This window comes from Kitasatospora sp. NPDC028961 (assembly GCF_055564815.1).
In genome coordinates, this window is the sequence record NZ_JBVHVO010000011.1 from 34,792 (window position 1) to 51,798 (window position 17,007).

Sequence of the window (17,007 nt, forward strand, 5' to 3'; positions counted from 1 at the left end):
TTCAGTTCCTCCGGTTTCCACCGACGATGGCCTTTCCGGCCGGGATTCTGATCTGGTACCCGCCGTCGAGTTCGGCCCGCCCGCCCGGCGGCAGTTCGACCCGCCAGAGCCGGCTGCTCGGCGGGCACTCCGGGGAGGGGACGGCGGGCGCGTGCCAGTCGGCCCGTTCCTCGATCCGGATCTCGCTGTCCGGGGTGACCGGCACACGCTCGCGGACCTCCACGGTGACGGCGTGCCCGAGCCGGTTCGCGAGCTCCACGTGCACCCGGTGGTCGAGCACGGTGTTGGTGTTCAGCATGCCCGTGGTGGACTCGTGCAGCTCGGTGCGGCGCGCGACCTCGACGCTCTCGGTCACGCCGGTGCCGAGCCGGCACGTCCCGCCCGGCGCGAGGGTGGGCAGGGCGGCGGTGAGCAGGAACTCGTCGTCGACGGTGACCTCGACCGGACCGGCCAGCACGGCGTGGGCCGTCCCGTTGGCCAGTACCAGCGTCCCGTAGACCTTCTCCTCGACGGAGGGGACGGTGACGTACTCGGGCCGGACGGTGACCGGGATCTCGCCGATCGTGACGGTGTGCCAGGTGCCGTCGGACGGGATGTCGGCGGGGGCGGCGGCGTCGAAGCGGTGGTCGAAGGAGCCGGCCGAGGCGCGCGGCGGCACGGCGTGGCGGGGGAGCGGCAGGCCGCTCAGGGAGGAGCCGGTGGGCGTCGGGCGGGTCGGGGCCGTCGGGTGGAGGGTGCCCCGGCGGGCGACGGGCTCGTCGGGGCCGGCCAGGACGAGCGTGGGGTAGTCGAGCAGCGTGGCGCCCGGGGCGGGAGGAGCCGGGGGCGCGGACGGGGCCGCGGCGGCGCCGAACTCGTCGGCGAACGCGGCCTCGGCCACCCCGCCGGCGGCGGAGCGGCGCGCGGAGCGGTCCCGGCGGGCGAGCGGCGCCGGGGCCGCGGCGGCCGCCGGCGGGGGCAGCGGGGCACCGGGCTGCGGCGGCGGCGGCCCGCCGTAGCCGGCGAAGCCGAGGGACGGGGCGGGCGCCTCGAAGGCCTGGACGCCGCCGCGGGTGCCGCCTGCCAGGGGTGCGCCGCCCGGTGCCATCGGGGCAGGGGGCGGTACGGGGCGCGGGAGCGGGGCGGCGGTCCCGACGAGGACCGGTCCGCTCCGGCGGGGCTCGGGGCGGGGGCCCACCGTGTCGTAGCCGGTGAAGAGGTCGCTCAGCCCGGCCGGGGGCTCGCGCCAGCCGGAGGGCGGCGGGGCGGGCTGGCTGCGGCCGATCCGCAGCGAGCGCAGCTTCGGCAGGTCGGTGCGCCGCTCCAGGTCGGCGGTGGAGAGGGCGAGGCGGACGCCGGTCCAGTCCTCGCCGGTCCGCTGGGCGACGGAGGCGCGCAGGACCAGCCGGCCGGTGTCCGAGCCCTGCTGGTAGGAGAGCCGGTAGGCGGGCACCCAGCGGGCGGCGGGGACGCCGTATTCGAGTTCGATGTCGATCTCGGGGGCGGGTGCGGTGCCCTCGGGCCGGGAGTTCGCGGGCGCGGGAGCGGTGAGGGTGAGCAGGACGGTCGCGGAGGTCTCCACCGGCCGGGCCGGTCCGGCGGTGGACGAACGCGCCAGCCGGTCGGCCAGCGTCTCGGTCGCGTGCTCGGCCCGTTCGAGCTCCTCGGCCAGCTCGTCGGCGCGGAGGTGGAGCCGGGTGAGCCGCTCGTCGACGAACTCGGCCAGCTCCAGCCAGGCGTCGGCGGGCGTGCGGCGGAGCGGTTCGTCCCGGCGGCGGGCCGGCGGGACGGCGCGCAGCGCGGTCGTCTCCGCGATGGTGTCGAGGACCAGGCGCTGCCGCTCGCGGACGGCGGACTCGTGTTCCCGGGCGGCCTTCAACCGGCTGTGGAGCTCGGGGAGTTCGTCGGGGGAACGGAGTTCGGCGACCGGTTCGAGGCGGGCCTCGGTGACGGCGGTGCCGGGCGGGCCGGAGAGCACCCGGGCCCGCAGCGACCGCCCGTCGAGCACCTGCGGCAGCCCGGTCAGCCGCAGTCGCCCGCCGGGCGGCAGGGCCACCCGGGCGCGCCGGCGGCAGACCGCGCCGACGGCGTGGACCACGACGGAGTCGAGCTCCGACGGATGGGCCGGTACCGCGGTTCGGTCGGACTGCTGTTCGTCGTCTGCCCTGTGCTGGTCGTCCACCCGGCCTACCCCTTCGTTCGCGCCGCTCGCGCCGACGGCGCGCTGCCGCCCCCTGGGCGGTCAGTCTGCCTCGCATCGGCGCGGGCGTCCTCGGATTTCGCCCGCTCGGCGTGTGCGGCGTGCGTGTGCGGCGGTGTGTGTCCGCACGTGTGCGGTGCGTGCGTGCTGGTGCGGTGCGGTGCGGTGCGGTGCGGTGCGGTGCGTGGTGCGGTGTCCTGTGGTCGCGGTGTGTCGTGTCCGCGGTGCGGTGCGTGTGCGGTGCGGTGCGCGTGGTGTCGCGTCAGGGGGGACGGAGCCGGTGGCCGCGCGGTTGCGGTCGGCGGGGGTGGACTGTGGCCGCGGGGGTGGTGGGGATGCGAGAGGATGGGCGGGCACGTCCAGGCCAGCCCCTTGAGGAGAGCCACCCCGCCATGCGCACTGCCGCCGTCGTCGGTACCGGACTCATCGGCACCTCCGCCGCCCTCGCCCTGACCGGACGCGGGCTGACCGTTCATCTGGAGGACGCCGACCCGGACGCGGCCCGTACCGCCGCGTCGCTCGGCGCCGGCACCACCGAGCCGGCCGACGGTCCGGTGGACCTCGCGATCATCGCGGTGCCGCCCGCTCTCGTCGGCAAGGTGCTCGCCGACTGCCAGCGGCGCGGACTGGCGCGCTGGTACACCGACGTGGCCAGCGTCAAGGACGGGCCCAGGGCCGAGGTGGCCGCGCTGGGCTGCGACACCGTCCACTACATCGGCAGCCACCCGATGGCCGGCCGCGAGCGCTCGGGCCCGCTGGCCGCGCGCGCCGACCTGTTCGAGGGCCGGCCCTGGGTGCTCACCCCCACCGCCGACACCGACACCGAGACGCTCAACGCCGTCCTGGAGCTGGTCGCCCTCTGCGGCGCGATGCCGATCGTGATGGACGCCGCCGCGCACGACCGGGCCGTCGCCCTGGTCTCGCACGCCCCGCAGCTGGTCGCCTCGCTGGTCGCGGCCCGGCTGGAGAAGGCCGACGAGACGGCCATAAGGCTCTCCGGCCAGGGTGTTCGGGACGTCACCAGGATCGCGGCCTCCAACCCGGGCATGTGGGTGGACATCCTCTCCGCCAACGCCGGCGCGGTCGCCGACATCCTGGAGGAGGTCGCCGTCGACCTCGGCGAGACCGTCGCCGCCCTGCGCTCGCTGCAGGCCACCGAGGAGGGCGAGCGCCGAGCGGGCGCGGCCGGGATCGAGACCGTGATGCGCCGGGGCAACGCCGGCCAGTCGCGGATCCCCGGCAAGCACGGTGCGCCGCCGACCCGGTACGAGACGGTGGCGGTGGTCCTCGGCGACCAGCCCGGCGAGCTGGGCCGGCTCTTCGGCGAGGTCGGCGCCGCCGGGGTCAACATCGAGGACGTCGTCATCGAGCACTCGTCGGGGCAGCAGGTGGGCTTCGTCCAGCTGTCGGTCGCGCCGGGCGCGGTGACGCCGCTCACCGTGGCGCTCCGGGCGAGCGGCTGGAGCGTCCGGGACTGAGGACCGGTACCCGAGGGGCCGGAGCGCGGCCGGTAGGGGTGCCTGCCGGTTCGGGGGTCGGATCAGGGGCCGGTGCGGGTGCCGGTGCGGGGGTGGCGGTACGCGGCCGGTACGGGGCCGGTTCCGGTGGCACGGAGCACCGGGGCGGGGTCTGGCGCCGGTCCATTAACCTGGAGGGAGACATCCCCCGGTTTCAGGCTGTGCGGCTCGCGCCGCACAGGATTCAGGTTCGGGCTCAGGCCCAGAGAGAGGTTCGCCCCGTGGACACTGCCGACCGAGCGCACGCCCCGGTCGTCGTCGCCATCGACGGACCCTCCGGCTCCGGCAAGTCGACCGTCTCCCGGGCGGTCGCCGCCCGGCTGGGGCTGAGCTTCCTGGACACCGGCGCCATGTACCGGGCGCTGACCTGGTGGATGCTGGCCAACGACGTGGACATCGACGACCCGGAGGCCGTGACCGTGGCCTGCGGCAAGCCGGTGATCGTCTCCGGCACCGACGCGGCCGGCCCGACCATCACGGTGGACGGTCAGGACGTGTCCGGTCCGATCCGGGGGCCCGAGGTGACCGCGCAGGTCAGCGCCGTCGCCGCGGTGCCCGCCGTGCGGACCCGCCTGGTGGAGCTGCAGCGCGGCTGCGCCGAGGTCGCCGAGCGCGGCATCGTCGCCGAGGGCCGGGACATGGGCAGCGTGGTGTTCCCGGACGCCACCGTCAAGATCTTCCTGACCGCCTCGGTGGCGGCCCGGGCCGAGCGGCGGGCGGCCGAGCTGCGCGCCAAGGGCGTCGACGAGGCCACCATCGCCGAGATGGCCGCCGACCTGGTCCGCCGGGACAAGGCGGACTCCTCGCGCGAGACCGCTCCACTGACCCAGGCCGCCGACGCCGTCCTGGTGGACACCAGCGAACTCAGCCTGGAGCAGGTCATCGGCACGATAATCATGCTGGTGGAGGAGCGGGCCGGGCTGTCGGCGGTCTGAGTCGCCACCGGGCGCCGCCCGGGGGTCCCATCCCCCGCGCCGTCCGGGATCCATCACTCCGGGCCCACCGCCCGGGGCACACCGTCCGCGGCCTTCGCCGGTCGCGGCCCGCTGTTCGGGAGCGCCCGCGGGGCGCCTCCCTGGAAGTACGGAAGCGCCCGCGGGGCGCCTTCCTCGAAGTACTCGCGCTGCCCCGACCGGGGCAGGTACGCACGGCACGCCCCTGGGAAGGGCCGCGCCGGGAAACGGAAAACACGAACATGACCGCAGAGCACTCCGCCACCGAGCACGGTGAGCTGGACGCCGCCGAGTACGCCGAATTCATGGCGCTCGCCGCCGAGGAGGGGTTCGACCCCGAGGACGTCGACGGGCTCGGGGGCGCCGACCACGCGCCGCTGCCCGTGCTGGCCGTCGTCGGCCGCCCGAATGTCGGCAAGTCGACCCTGGTGAACCGCATCATCGGCCGCCGCGAGGCCGTCGTCGAGGACAAGCCGGGCGTCACCCGCGACCGGGTCAGCTACGAGGCCACCTGGAACGGCCGCCGCTTCAAGGTCGTCGACACCGGCGGCTGGGAGATCGACGTCCTCGGCATCGACGCCATGGTGGCGGCGCAGGCCGAGCTGGGCATCGAGACCGCCGACGCGGTGCTGTTCGTGGTCGACGCCACCGTCGGCGCCACCGACACCGACGAAGCCCTGATCAAGATCATTCGCCGGGCCGGCAAGCCGACCGTGCTCTGCGCGAACAAGGTCGACGGCCAGTCCACCGAGGCGGAGGCCGCGTACCTGTGGTCGCTCGGCCTCGGCGAGCCCTTCCCCGTCTCCGCCCTGCACGGCCGCGGCTCCGGTGACCTGCTCGACGCCGTCATGGCCGCCCTGCCCGAGGCCCCGCCGCAGACCTTCGGCGTCGCCGCCGGCGGCCCGCGCCGGGTCGCGCTGATCGGCCGGCCCAACGTCGGCAAGTCCAGCCTGCTCAACAAGGTCGCCGGCGAGGAGCGGGTGGTCGTCAACGAGCTGGCCGGCACCACCCGTGACCCGGTCGACGAGATGATCGAACTGGGCGGCAAGACCTGGAAGTTCGTCGACACCGCCGGTATCCGCCGCCGGGTCCACCTGACCGCCGGCGCGGACTTCTACGCCTCGCTGCGCACCTCCGCCGCCCTGGAGAAGGCCGAGGTCGCGGTCGTGCTGGTCGACGCCAGCGAGACCCTGGCCGAGCAGGACACCCGGATCATCTCGATGGCCGTCGAGGCCGGGCGCGCCGTCGTCATCGCCTACAACAAGTGGGACCAGCTCGACGAGGAGCGCCGCTTCTACCTGGAGCGCGAGATCGAGCGCGATCTCGTCCAGGTGCAGTGGGCGCCCCGGGTCAACGTCTCGGCGAAGACCGGCCGGCACATGGAGAAGCTCGTCCCGGCCATCGAGACCGCCCTCGCCGGGTGGGAGACGCGCATCCCGACCGCGCGCCTGAACGCCTTCCTCGGCGAGCTGGTCGCGGCGCACCCGCACCCGATCCGCGGTGGCAAGCAGCCGCGCATCCTGTTCGGCACCCAGGCGGGTACCCGCCCGCCGCGCTTCGTGCTGTTCGCCTCGGGCTTCCTGGAGGCCGGGTACCGCCGCTTCGTCGAGCGCCGGCTGCGTGAGGAGTTCGGCTTCGTGGGCACGCCGATCTCGATCTCGGTGCGGGTGCGGGAGAAGCGCAAGCGCAAGTAGTCGCCGCCGCTGCGCCCGGTCGGCCGCCGCGCCCTGGTGGCGGGCGGGCCGGCCGGCCCGGTGGTCCGGTGGTCTGTCGGCCGGGGGGTCGACGGACGGTTCGACAGGAGGGCCCCCGCCGTTTCGACGGCGGGGGCCCTCCTGCGTGCGCGGGCGGGTGCTCCGGCGGGTGCGGGCCGGTGCGTGGGCCGGGTCAGTGCTGGTCGCTGCTGCGGCCCGGGGGGAGCGAGAGCAGGTTGCGGTGGCGTCCGCCGGTGGCCGGACCGGCGATGGGGCCGCTGCCGTTGCTCATCACCGGCGCCGGTGCCGGTGCCGGGGCGGGCATCGGGTGCGGCACGGGCCCCAGGTAGCCGGCCGCGACCCAGCCCTGGCCGTTGGCGAACTGGGCGGCGGGCTGGGCGGGTTGGCCGACCTGGCCGAGCCCGTCGCTGGTGGGGTCCGCGGGAGTGTGCGGGGCCCCGGTGTGCTGGCTCGCGGTGTGGTGGGTGTGGGTGGTGTGGGTGCCGCTGCTGTGGGTGCTGTGGGTGCTGTGGGTGCTGCCGGTGTGGTGCCCGGTGTGGCCCTGGCCGTTCTGCTGGTTCGGCATGAACTGGGGGAGGCCGGCGGCCTGGCCCGCGTACGTCTGGAACGCCTGGTGCTGCGGCGGGTACGGACGGGGCTCGGCGAGCACCGGGTAGCCGTCGCGGACGGCGAAGCCCGCGAACCTCAGGTTCTCCTCGCCCGAGCGGTCGCCGGGCAGCGCGCGGAACAGCCGCCGGTACTCGGAGTACAGCTCGTCGTAGATCGGCGTGGCCGAGTGCGGGTGCTCAGCGTCGAACGACGGGCGCATGCCCGGGATCACTCGGGGGGCGGTGGTGGACCGGCGGTGGGATGCGGAGACGTCGTAGCTGTACACACAGGGGCCAACGAGCGAGTCCCCCGGGGGATGCGGGGTGCCCCGCCCCGGCCGGAAGGTTGGCCTGTGCCGGTCGGGGTGCGGACCGGTCCGTGGCGGGCCTTCCGGCCGGGGTGGGCTTCCGGACGGGGGTTTCCGGCGGGTGTGGGTTTCCGGCCGGGGCGGGACGAGGCGTGCCGGGGGTGTCGGGGAGGCTCAGGTGCCCGCGAGCGGGAGGGAGGCGCCGACCACCTGACCCAGGGCGACGGCACGCTCCAGCGCCTGGCGCAGCAGGTCCTCGCGCGGCTGCCGGCCCACCATGCCCGCCGGGACCGCGTACATGGTCACCTCCGTGAGCTGGTTGGCGGCGAACCTCCAGGCGTCGGTGACCTGGAGCGGCTGATGGGCCTGCCACCAGCCGGTGCTGCCTCCGGCGGCCGCGGGCTGCAGGATCGCGTGCAGCTTGCCCATCGCCACCAGGACGGACCAGCCGGCCAGTTGGTCCGGCGTCTTGTCGAGGTCGGTGACGGGCTGGAAGCCGGCGTCCTGGAGGAGGTCCAGGAACTCGTCGGTGCCCGAGGTGTTGCCCGGCCGGCCGACCGGTCCGGTGGGCTCGACGACGACCGCGGCGTGACCGGTGTCGCCGTGCAGGACCAGCCCGCAGGTGATGCCGAGGATGGCGGCCTGGCCGGGCGCGGTGGCCTGGGCACCGGCGGACGGGGCACTGGTGGCCTGGGCACCGGCGGACTGGGCCGGGTTCGGGACGGCGGGCCCCGGGATCGCGGGGCCCGGGACGGCGGGCTGTGCCTGGCTGATGCTGCGCACCGCGCCCACCAGCTGTTCCTCGGAGACCGGCACCACCTGGGAGGGGATGCAGCGGGCATGGGCGAAGGCGAGCACCGCCGTCTCCTCGCCGACGAACAGCACCGTGCTGGTGGGCTCCTGGAGGGAGTCACCGGGGGTGCGGCAGGACGTGCACTCGTAGCTGTCGGGGGTGTGGGCGCCGCCGAGCAGGCGGTCTGCCTCGTCGTCGCCGATCTCGGATCGGACCTCGTCGCTGACGGCGAGCATGCGCGGCACTGGGACTCCTCGGTTGTCGGGTTCGCCGGCGGTCAGGGGTGACGCGGGCGGGGGAGGGGAGCGGGCGGTGGGGCTGGGTGTGGCTGGTGCAGTAGGTGGAGCGGGTAGCGCTGGTGGGGCTGGAAGAGCTGGTGGATCGGCTGGAGGGCCTCTGGGTGGGCGCTCGGGTCGGGCCGGGGTCGGTCCTCGGGGGTGGTCGTCGGGGGTGGGACCGGGCTGGGACGGGGCGGGACGGGCGGTGGGGCGAGGGGCCTTTCCGGCCGCCTTTACCAACGGACCCCTGTGGCAGGGGTCACGGGTGGACACCGAGGGTGACGGGAATTGCCCCTGATCCGACCGCGTGACGTGGTCGAATGCTCACAATCTGTCGATGTCGGCGGCAGGAAGGCCGGAAGGAAACCGTGAGGTGGGTCACGGCCGGGCAATGTTTGATCTAGGAAATGACGGTTATATCGGACATTTTGGACATGCTTGCATGGTCATTACCGCCGGTAACGCCTTGCTGAGCTGGGCAGACCGTCGGGTGTTTGGTTCCGCGGCGACCTGACTCGTAGCTTCATTGGCGGTGCAACGAGCACCACCCGGGTTCACCTCCGACGCACAGCCCACCGGCTCACCCCGGCGCGGGCCGTGCCCACCGATGCGACCGCTCGATCTGGTCGCCGGTGCGTGGTGGGTGGCCGGGGCGGCGCGGCACGTCCGACACGTGCCCGGCCGCCCGATGGACGCGGCGAGCGATTCGACTCCTTCGAGGGTCTGGTTCCGCATGCCCGCCCGGGGCTGTCGAGAGGAACCTCATGACCTTCCGTAACGAGACCGCCGCTGCCACCACCTCCACCGTCACCAAGCGCAACCGCGTTCGGATGGCTGTTGTCGCGGGTGCCGCTGTCGCGGCCCTGCCGGTGGCCGGCCTCGTCACGGCCAACTCGGCCTCCGCCGCCTCCGTCTCGACCTGGGACGCGGTTGCCCAGTGCGAGAGCGGCGGCAACTGGGCCATCAACACCGGCAACGGCTTCTACGGCGGCCTGCAGTTCACCTCCAGCACCTGGGCCGCCTTCGGTGGCACCGCCTACGCCGCGCAGGCCAACCTGGCCACCAAGGCGCAGCAGATCTCCGTCGCCGAGAAGGTGCTCGCCTCGCAGGGCCCGGGCGCCTGGCCCGTCTGCTCCGTCAAGGCCGGTCTGACCAAGGGCGGCACCCCGGCCGCCGTCGACACCGCCGCCGCCGCGAAGCCGGCCGCCCCGGCCGCCACCGCTGCGCCGAAGACCGTCGAGGCCCCCAAGGCCGCGCCCAAGGCTGCCGAGGCCCCCAAGGCCGCGCCGAAGTCCTCGGACGCCGCCGCCTCCTGGAAGGCCGAGAAGCCGGCCAAGCCCGCGAAACCCGCCGCTCCGGCCTCGAACGACGCCAAGCCGGTCACCGGCGGCAACTACACCGTGAAGGCCGGTGACACCCTCAGCACCATCGCCGCTGCCCAGGGCACCGACTGGCACGAGCTGTACAACGCCAACGCCAAGGTCATCGGCGGCAACCCCGACCTGATCTTCCCGGGCCAGACCCTGACCGTCTGATCCTTCGGGGACTGTCTGATCCCTCGGGGACCGCGTGATCCCTCGGGGTCGGCCGACTTCTCGGGTCCGACGGACCTCTCGGGTCCATGAGGATCCCGCCGGTCCGTCGTGCGCTCCGGTCCGTCGTGCCTTCCGGTGCGACCGGGGCCGCCGGTTCGGGCGGGCCGCCTGCTCCAGGTGGCCGCCGTACTCCGGACGTGCTGTTCGAACGGCCGCTTCTCCGCTGTGCGGGGGAGCGGCCGTCGGCGTGTCCGGCGCGTCGGGACGGGCCGGCGAGAGGTGCGCTTAGGGTCGGCTGCTGTGCCTTCTCAGCGTTCATAGGATCAGCCGTGAATCCTTCGTACCGACCGGTCACCCGGTGCGGTCCTCGGCTGCCGGCGTCGTCCCCGCGCCCCTCGTCGTCCTCGCCGTCGCGCTCGCCGTCGTGTTCTGCCGGCCGTGGCGCCGCTCCCGGCCGGCCGGGCCCGGGCCGCTTCGACGGTGGCGGACATGATCTGGGACGAGCTCGCCGAGTGCGAGAGCGGCGGCGACTGGCGGGCCGCCACCGGCAACGGCTACTTCGGCGGCCTGCAGATCTGGCCGCCGACCTGGGAGGAGGCGGGCGGTCTGCGTTTCGCCGACCGCCCCGACCGGGCGAGCCGGCGCCAGCAGACCACCGTGGCCGAGGAGATCCTCCATCTGCAGGGGTGGGAGGCGTGGCCGGCCTGTGCCCGGGAGATCGGGATGATCGGTGGAGCGCCCGACCGCCACTGATCGGGTCCTGCGCCCGCTCGCCCTGCCGGCCGCCCGGTGGGTGCGGGAGGATGGTGGCGTGATCCAGGGCGAACTGTTCGGTACGGGCTCCGGTCGCGACCTCGGGTCGGGTGCCGGTCGCGTCCCGGGGTCCGGTGCCGGTCGTGACCTCGGGTCCGGTGCCGGGTCGGGCGCTGACGGGGCTTCCGTCCCCGGGCGGTCCGAACCGGCGCCCGGCGCGGTGCTCGTCCCCGGCTGGCTCGACGCCGAAGCCCAGCTCCGCCTGGTCGCCGCGTGCCGGGAGTGGGCCCGGCCGCCGGCCGGGATGCACGCCGTCCGGATGCCGACCGGCGGCATGATGTCGGTCCGCATGGTCGCCCTGGGCTGGGACTGGTACCCCTACGGCTACCGTCGCGTCGCGGCCGACGGCGCACCGGTCAAGGCGTTCCCGCCGGAGCTCGCCCGGCTCGCCCGCGGCGCGGTCGACGCGGCGTACGGCGAGGCCGTCGACGCGATCGCGGGCGCCGCCGGGTACGAACCGGACATCGCGATCGTCAACCACTACCCGCACGGCGCGAAGATGGGGCTGCACCAGGACCGCGACGAGCGCACGGACGCGCCCGTGGTCTCGCTCTCCCTCGGCGACACCTGCCTCTTCCGGCTCGGCAACACCCGGACCCGCACCCGGCCGTGGACCGACCTGGAACTGCGCAGCGGTGACCTGCTGGTCTTCGGCGGGCCGGCTCGCTTCGCGTACCACGGGGTGGTGCGCACGCTGCCCGGCACGGCGGATCCGGCGCTCGGGCTGACCGGCCGGCTCAACATCACCGTCCGCCAGTCGGGTCTGTGACGGCGGCGCTGTCGGCGTCCGCGTGCGGAGCCTTCGGCGTCCGGGCGGTGGTCGCGGTGTCCCTTTGCGGTGCCGGCGGTGCCCGGTTGCGGCGCTCGCGGTGCCCGTCTGCGGTGCTCGCGGTGGCCGGGCGGAGCTCCTACGCCGGCGTGTTCGAAGCGATGGGTCCTCGTTCGAGTGAATCGGTGGAGGGGTGCGGGGGCGAGGGGAATGCCCTGGCTCGCTGAAGGATTCGACTGGGCGGGAGAATTCGATAGAACGGGCGTCGGCAGCCGGGCGGGCATCTCCGTCCGGGTCGGTCACCCGGAGAGGAAGCGCACGCATGGGTACCCCTGTCGACGAACTCGTCGAGCTGCTGGACCTTGAGCAGATCGAACTGAACATCTTCCGCGGGCGCAGCCCGGAGGAGGCGCTGCAGCGGACGTTCGGCGGCCAGGTCGCGGGCCAGGCGCTGGTGGCGGCGGGGCGCACGGTGGACGGCGACCGCCCCGTCCATTCGCTGCACGCCTACTTCCTGCGCCCCGGCGTGCCCGGCGTGCCCATCGTCTACCAGGTGGACCGGATCCGGGACGGCCGCTCCTTCACCACCCGCCGGGTGCTCGCCATCCAGGGCGGCCGCTCGATCTTCGCCCTCACCGCCGACTTCCACGTCCCCGAGGAGGGCAGCATCGAGCACCAGTACCCGATGCCCGCCGTCGCCGCCCCCGAGGACCTGCCGAGCGCTCTGGAGGAGGTCGGGTCCCGGCTCGGCGAGCTGCCCCCGTTCATCAGCCGCCGCCAGCCCTTCGACATCCGCTACGTCGACCGGCTGCGCTGGACCAAGGAGGAGCTGGCAGGCGTCGAGGCCCGCAGCGGTGTCTGGCTGCGCACCAACGGCGCCCTGCCCGACAACCCGCTGATCCACGTCTGCGCGCTCACCTACGCGAGCGACATGACGCTGCTCGACGCCGTTCGCGCCCCCGTCGAGCCGCTCTGGGGCACGCGCCACTTCGACATGGCCTCGCTCGACCACGCGATGTGGTTCCACAGACCGTTCCGGACCGACGACTGGCTGCTCTACCAGCAGGAGTCCCCGATAGCCCACGGCGCCCGCGGTCTCGCGCGCGGGCAGATCTTCGACCGCCACGGGCAGCTGGTCGTGTCCGTGGTGCAGGAGGGGCTCTTCCGGCCACTGAAGGGCTGACCCGCCCCTCGGCGCCCGGGTGAGGCCCGCCGTCCGTCCCGTCGGACCTGCCGGGAATGATCCACCCCGGTGATCGACGTTGACGTGATGACGGACACCGCACGGGCGGTGCCGGACTGTCCGCCGGGCCCCGGTGCCCGGCGGACAGTCCGGCTGGCCCGGACCGACTGGGAGGGCACACCGATGACGGCGACAGCCGCGGAGGACTGGAAGCACTGGAGCGAGGGCCGCGCTGCGGCGGTGAGCGCCCGCCACGGCCAGCTGGCGCTCACCGGCACGCACTGGCTGGAGCCGGACCCCGCCGGGATACCCGGCGTGCCCGGCCGCTGGTGGGCCGACGCGGAGGGCGTCCGGCTCCGGGCGACGGCGTCCGAGGGCATCACCGTCGCGGGCGCGTCCGCCCCGGTCGACGGCGAGGTGCTGCTCCGCCCGGACACCGACCCGGCCGCGGACAGCGCCTCGGTTGGGGACGTGCTGCTCGTCCCGATCGAGCGCGAGGGTGAACTCGCTCTGCGGGTCTTCGACCCGGCCTCGCCCGGGCGGCAGTCCTTCGCCGGCATCTCCGCGTACCCCTACTCGCCGGAATGGGCCGTCCCGGCGGTCTACACCCCCTTCGAGGGCGAGGCCCGGGCCGTCCTCGTCCCCAACGCGGACGGCAAGGACCGCCCACTGACCCTCACCGGTCGGATCTCCTTCACCGTGGCGGGCGAGCACCGCACCCTGACGGTCGGCAGCGCGGGCCGCGGGCTGAGCGGGGTCATCGCGGACGCGAGCAGCGGCGCGGACACCTACCGCTTCCGCTTCATCAGCCTTCCCGAGCCCGACGCGGACGGCCGTACGGTTCTGGACTTCAACCGCGCCTACCTGCCGCCGTGCGCCTTCGCCGACCACTTCATCTGCCCCTTCCCGCCGCCGGGCAACCGGCTGGACTTCGTGGTCGAGGCGGGCGAGAAGCAGGTCCTGACCCGGTAGCCGCCGCCACTGCCGTCGCTGCCGCCGCTCATCGGGGGTGCGGCCGGCCGGTGAGGCCGCCCAGCCCAGCGGGGCCGCGGCAGCTCGGCCGGTACCCCGGTGGGCCGGGAGCACGGGCGGAGGTCGAATATGGGGGGCTGTGTCGACCAATCATCCTGCCAATTCGGATGCCGCGCCGCCCGCGGCCGCCTCCGCGCCCCCGGTACCCGGTGTGCCCCGGGTACCCGTCGTGTCCCCGGTTCCCGCGGGGCCCCCGGGGTCGGCCGCGACCCCTGGTGGCCCCGAGGGTGGCCCCTCCCCGGCCCCGGCCGTGAAGCCCCCCGCCACGTCCGTCGAACCCCCCGCCACCTCGGCAGAGCTCCCCGCCTCGTCCGCGCGCTGGTACCGCAAGGCCTTCGCCGACCTCAGCCCGCTGCGCGACAACGTCGACTACCGGCGGGTCTGGTTCGGGCAGGCGGTCTCGTCGATCGGTCAGCAGATGACCGCCGTGGCCGTCTCCGTCCAGGTCTACGACATGACCGGCTCCAGCTTCGCCACCGGCCTGGTCGGGCTCTTCTCCCTCTTCCCGCTGGTCGCCTTCGGCCTCTACGGCGGCGCGATCGCCGACACCGTGGACCGGCGCAAGCTCGGCCTGATCGGCTCGGCCGGCCTCGCCGCGGTCTCCGCCGTCCTCGCCGCCCAGGCCTTCGCCGGGCTCGGCCTCGTCGCCGTCCTCTACGCCGCCGTCGCCGTCCAGGCGGGCTTCTTCGCGCTGAGCTCGCCCGCCCGGTCGGCGATGATCCCCCGCCTCGTCCCGAGCCACCAACTCCCCGCCGCCAACGCCCTGAACACCGTCAGCATGAACCTCGGCCTCACCGTCGGCCCCATGCTCGGCGGCGTCCTCATCGGCGCCTGGGGCACCCAGGCCGCTTACCTCGTCGACACCGTGGCCTTCGCCGCCACCCTGTACGCGATGTGGCGCCTGCCCGCCATGCGCCCGCTCGGCGACCGCCGCGGCCGCGCCTCCGTCCTCGACGGCCTGCGCTTCCTGCGGGAGCAGCCGAACCTGCGCACCAGCTTCCTGGCCGACCTGGCCGCGATGATCTTCGGTATGCCGCGAGCCCTCTTCCCCGCCATCGCGGTCACCTTCTACGCCGGCGACGCCCGCACCGTCGGTCTGCTGGTCGCCGCCCCCGCGGTGGGCGCCCTGACCGGCGCCCTGTTCTCCGGCTGGGTCGGCCGGGTCAACCGCCAGGGCGTGGCCGTCCTCGCCGCCGTCGCCGCCTGGGGCCTTGCCATCGCCGCCTTCGGCCTGATCCACAACCTCTGGCTCGGCCTCCTCCTGCTCGCCGTGGCCGGCTGCGCCGACACCGTCAGCATGATCTTCCGCAACACGATGATGCAGGTCGCGGCCCCCGACGAGATGCGCGGCCGCCTCCAGGGCATCTTCATCGTGGTCGTCGCCGGCGGCCCCCGCCTCGGCGACTTCGAGTCCGGCACCGTCGCCTCCCTCACCAACCCCGCCACCTCCGTCATCAGCGGCGGCCTGGCCTGCGTCGCCGCCATCGCCCTGCTCGCCGCCCGCCGCCCCGCCTTCCTCCGCTACGACGCCCGCCACCCGACCCCCTGACACCACCGCCATACCTGGCAGCGAGCACCCCCCGACGTGCTGTATTGTTTTCCACGTCGCCGGGACAACGGCGACAAGGTCGAGAAGCCCCACAGCAGAGCCCCCCAGGCCCCGCCAAAGGCACCGAGACCACGGGACGTGGCGCAGCTTGGTAGCGCACTTGACTGGGGGTCAAGGGGTCGCAGGTTCAAATCCTGTCGTCCCGACAGTGATGTCGGAAGGCCGTTGGCCTGGGAGCGATCCCAGGCCAACGGCCTTTCTTGTTGATCGGCCGACAGGTGGTCGGCGATTGTGGTGCCGTCGTCGTGGGTGCCGGCGACCGGGCCGTTGCCGGTTGGGGTCAGCGGCGGCCGAGGATTTCGGCGAGGCGGCTTACTCCGTCGGTGCCGTGGCCGAGGGCTATGGTGCGGCGGACCAGGCCCTCGGCGGCGCGCATCAGTCCGGACTCGATGCCGTGCGATTCGGCGGTGTGCACGACGTGGGCCATGGAGGAGACCGCCGAGGTGAGCGGGTTGATCGCGCCCGAGTAGCTGCCGCTGTCGAAGTCCTCGGCGAACTCGGCGAACAGCGGGGGCAGGATCGCACCGATTCCCTGGGCGAACGGCGCCAGGTCCCGCCCGGCGATGCCCTCGGCCTTGGCCAGCGCCAGCGCGTGCACGAAGCCGGCCATCGCCGTCCAGAAGATGTCCAGCAGCGCGATGTCGAAGCCGGCCGCCCGGCCGATCTCCTCGCCGAGGTGGGTGTGGGTGCCGCCGAGCGCCGCCAGCACCGGCGCGTACCGCTCGTAGAGGTCGGCGGGCCCGCTGTGGATGAAGACCGCCTCCGGGGTGCCGATGCTCGGGGCCGGCGTCATGATGGCGCCGTCCAGGTACCCGATGCCGTGCTGCGCCGCCCAGGCGGCCGTGGCCCGGGCGCGGTCCGGCGAGTCGGCGGTCAGGTTGACCAGCGTCCGGCCCTTGAGTGCGGCCTCCACCTCCTCGCGGTGCAGCACGGCGTCCGAGGCGTCGTAGTTGACCACGCAGATGACGGTCAGCTCGCTCGCGGCCACGGCCTCCTCGGGCGTGGTCGCGCTCACGGCGCCCCGGGCGACCAGTGCGGCGTCCCGGCCCGGGGTGCGGTTCCAGACCGTCGTGTGAACGCCGGCGTCCAGGAAGGCGCCGGCCAGGGCGCGTCCCATCGGCCCGAGTCCGAGCACGGTGACGGTGGGCCGGGTGAGGTTGGTGGGCATACTTCATCTCCTGTAGACATGGTGGTGGACAGCGACGACTCCGGGGGAAAGAGATGACGCGCGGTCAGGCCGTGAACCCGAACGTGTGCGGGGTGACCGCCGTGGTCGCCGTGATCGACGGCAAGTGGAAGACGTCCCTGCTCTGGTTGCTGGAGGCCGGCCCGCAGCGCCCCGCCGAACTGCGCCGACGGCTGCCCGGCCTCAGTGAGAAGGTCCTCACCCAGGCCCTGCGCGAGATGGAGTCCGACGGCCTGGTGCACCGCGAGGTGTACGACGTCCTTCCGCTGAAGACGGTCTACTCCCTGACCGACTTCGGCCGCCGACTCTCCGACGCGCTCGGCCCGATCTCCGACCTGGGCCACGAGCGGCTCGACCGGATGGCGGCCGAGCAGGTGGAACAGGTCGAGCAGGTGGAACGGGTCGGACAGGTCGAACAGGTCGAACAGCCGGCTTTCTGACTTGCTGTCATTTCCCTGGGACCAGTCTTGTCGCGCTGCGTCTCGCTGCCCAGTACGCACAAAAAGGTGGCTACCGGGTAGGGGCGCGTCGCACCACAGCCACTGCCACG

The 17,007-nt window shown here is 74.2% G+C and carries 14 protein-coding genes and 1 tRNA gene; 11 read left to right on the forward strand and 4 right to left on the reverse strand.

What is annotated here, in order from left to right:
* Position 1: 1 nt before the first annotated feature.
* Positions 2–2,161 (reverse strand): DUF4139 domain-containing protein, encoded by a 2,160-nt coding sequence (locus ACZ4UX_RS20805; protein WP_465707743.1) that lies wholly within the window; start codon positions 2,159–2,161, stop codon positions 2–4.
* A 410-nt stretch (positions 2,162–2,571) separates the two neighbouring features.
* Between ACZ4UX_RS20805 and ACZ4UX_RS20810 the strand changes: the two genes are divergently transcribed.
* The 3 genes from ACZ4UX_RS20810 (at position 2,572) to der (ending at position 6,343) form a co-directional block, all read left to right on the forward strand.
* Positions 2,572–3,657, forward strand: a complete 1,086-nt coding sequence (locus tag ACZ4UX_RS20810) for a prephenate dehydrogenase (protein WP_465707744.1) — start codon at positions 2,572–2,574, stop codon at positions 3,655–3,657.
* A 260-nt stretch (positions 3,658–3,917) separates the two neighbouring features.
* Positions 3,918–4,631: a (d)CMP kinase gene (cmk, locus tag ACZ4UX_RS20815; protein ID WP_329490180.1), complete on the forward strand. Its 714-nt coding sequence runs from the start codon at positions 3,918–3,920 to the stop codon at positions 4,629–4,631.
* A 260-nt stretch (positions 4,632–4,891) separates the two neighbouring features.
* Positions 4,892–6,343, forward strand: a complete 1,452-nt coding sequence (gene der / locus ACZ4UX_RS20820) for a ribosome biogenesis GTPase Der (protein WP_329490181.1) — start codon at positions 4,892–4,894, stop codon at positions 6,341–6,343.
* Positions 6,344–6,536: 193 nt separating this feature from the next.
* On the opposite strand, the gene ACZ4UX_RS20825 is transcribed toward der, so the two are convergent.
* Positions 6,537–7,172, reverse strand: coding sequence for a hypothetical protein (locus ACZ4UX_RS20825; protein ID WP_465707745.1), 636 nt, complete (start codon positions 7,170–7,172; stop codon positions 6,537–6,539).
* A 261-nt stretch (positions 7,173–7,433) separates the two neighbouring features.
* Positions 7,434–8,297, reverse strand: coding sequence for a hypothetical protein (locus ACZ4UX_RS20830; RefSeq protein WP_465707746.1), 864 nt, complete (start codon positions 8,295–8,297; stop codon positions 7,434–7,436).
* A gap of 797 nt (positions 8,298–9,094) precedes the next feature.
* Between ACZ4UX_RS20830 and ACZ4UX_RS20835 the strand changes: the two genes are divergently transcribed.
* The 7 genes from ACZ4UX_RS20835 (at position 9,095) to ACZ4UX_RS20865 (ending at position 15,417) form a co-directional block, all read left to right on the forward strand.
* Positions 9,095–9,865 (forward strand): transglycosylase family protein, encoded by a 771-nt coding sequence (locus tag ACZ4UX_RS20835; protein ID WP_465707747.1) that lies wholly within the window; start codon positions 9,095–9,097, stop codon positions 9,863–9,865.
* A gap of 489 nt (positions 9,866–10,354) precedes the next feature.
* Complete coding sequence (locus ACZ4UX_RS20840) at positions 10,355–10,618, forward strand: transglycosylase family protein (RefSeq protein WP_465707748.1); 264 nt, start codon at positions 10,355–10,357, stop codon at positions 10,616–10,618.
* A gap of 220 nt (positions 10,619–10,838) precedes the next feature.
* Positions 10,839–11,447: an alpha-ketoglutarate-dependent dioxygenase AlkB gene (locus ACZ4UX_RS20845; protein WP_465707749.1), complete on the forward strand. Its 609-nt coding sequence runs from the start codon at positions 10,839–10,841 to the stop codon at positions 11,445–11,447.
* 322 nt (positions 11,448–11,769) lie between these two features.
* Positions 11,770–12,630 (forward strand): acyl-CoA thioesterase, encoded by an 861-nt coding sequence (locus tag ACZ4UX_RS20850; RefSeq protein ID WP_352297673.1) that lies wholly within the window; start codon positions 11,770–11,772, stop codon positions 12,628–12,630.
* Between the two features lie 183 nt (positions 12,631–12,813).
* Positions 12,814–13,602: a DUF1684 domain-containing protein gene (locus tag ACZ4UX_RS20855; RefSeq protein ID WP_465707750.1), complete on the forward strand. Its 789-nt coding sequence runs from the start codon at positions 12,814–12,816 to the stop codon at positions 13,600–13,602.
* Positions 13,603–13,912: 310 nt separating this feature from the next.
* A complete protein-coding gene (locus ACZ4UX_RS20860; RefSeq protein ID WP_465707751.1) occupies positions 13,913–15,211 on the forward strand; it encodes an MFS transporter in 1,299 nt (432 codons plus the stop codon).
* Between the two features lie 132 nt (positions 15,212–15,343).
* Positions 15,344–15,417 (forward strand) — tRNA-Pro (locus ACZ4UX_RS20865).
* A gap of 134 nt (positions 15,418–15,551) precedes the next feature.
* Here the strand turns inward: ACZ4UX_RS20865 and ACZ4UX_RS20870 are convergent.
* The gene (locus ACZ4UX_RS20870) at positions 15,552–16,439 is read right to left on the reverse strand and encodes an NAD(P)-dependent oxidoreductase (RefSeq protein ID WP_465707752.1); all 888 of its coding nucleotides are present in this window, start codon (positions 16,437–16,439) and stop codon (positions 15,552–15,554) included.
* 53 nt (positions 16,440–16,492) lie between these two features.
* Here ACZ4UX_RS20870 and ACZ4UX_RS20875 point away from each other — a divergent pair, with 53 nt between their 5' ends.
* The gene (locus tag ACZ4UX_RS20875; RefSeq protein WP_465707753.1) at positions 16,493–16,897 is read left to right on the forward strand and encodes a winged helix-turn-helix transcriptional regulator; all 405 of its coding nucleotides are present in this window, start codon (positions 16,493–16,495) and stop codon (positions 16,895–16,897) included.
* Positions 16,898–17,007: the final 110 nt, after the last annotated feature.

What these genes read in the sequence shown, in the direction of transcription:
- ACZ4UX_RS20810 (WP_465707744.1), top strand. Translation starts at nt 2,572, where the DNA reads ATGCGCACTGCCGCCGTCGTCGGTACCGGACTCATCGGCACCTCCGCC.
- der (WP_329490181.1), top strand. Translation starts at nt 4,892, where the DNA reads ATGACCGCAGAGCACTCCGCCACCGAGCACGGTGAGCTGGACGCCGCC.
- ACZ4UX_RS20825 (WP_465707745.1), bottom strand. Translation starts at nt 7,172, where the DNA reads ATGCGCCCGTCGTTCGACGCTGAGCACCCGCACTCGGCCACGCCGATC.
- ACZ4UX_RS20835 (WP_465707747.1), top strand. Translation starts at nt 9,095, where the DNA reads ATGACCTTCCGTAACGAGACCGCCGCTGCCACCACCTCCACCGTCACC.
- ACZ4UX_RS20840 (WP_465707748.1), top strand. Translation starts at nt 10,355, where the DNA reads ATGATCTGGGACGAGCTCGCCGAGTGCGAGAGCGGCGGCGACTGGCGG.
- ACZ4UX_RS20850 (WP_352297673.1), top strand. Translation starts at nt 11,770, where the DNA reads ATGGGTACCCCTGTCGACGAACTCGTCGAGCTGCTGGACCTTGAGCAG.
- ACZ4UX_RS20855 (WP_465707750.1), top strand. Translation starts at nt 12,814, where the DNA reads ATGACGGCGACAGCCGCGGAGGACTGGAAGCACTGGAGCGAGGGCCGC.
- ACZ4UX_RS20870 (WP_465707752.1), bottom strand. Translation starts at nt 16,439, where the DNA reads ATGCCCACCAACCTCACCCGGCCCACCGTCACCGTGCTCGGACTCGGG.
- ACZ4UX_RS20875 (WP_465707753.1), top strand. Translation starts at nt 16,493, where the DNA reads ATGACGCGCGGTCAGGCCGTGAACCCGAACGTGTGCGGGGTGACCGCC.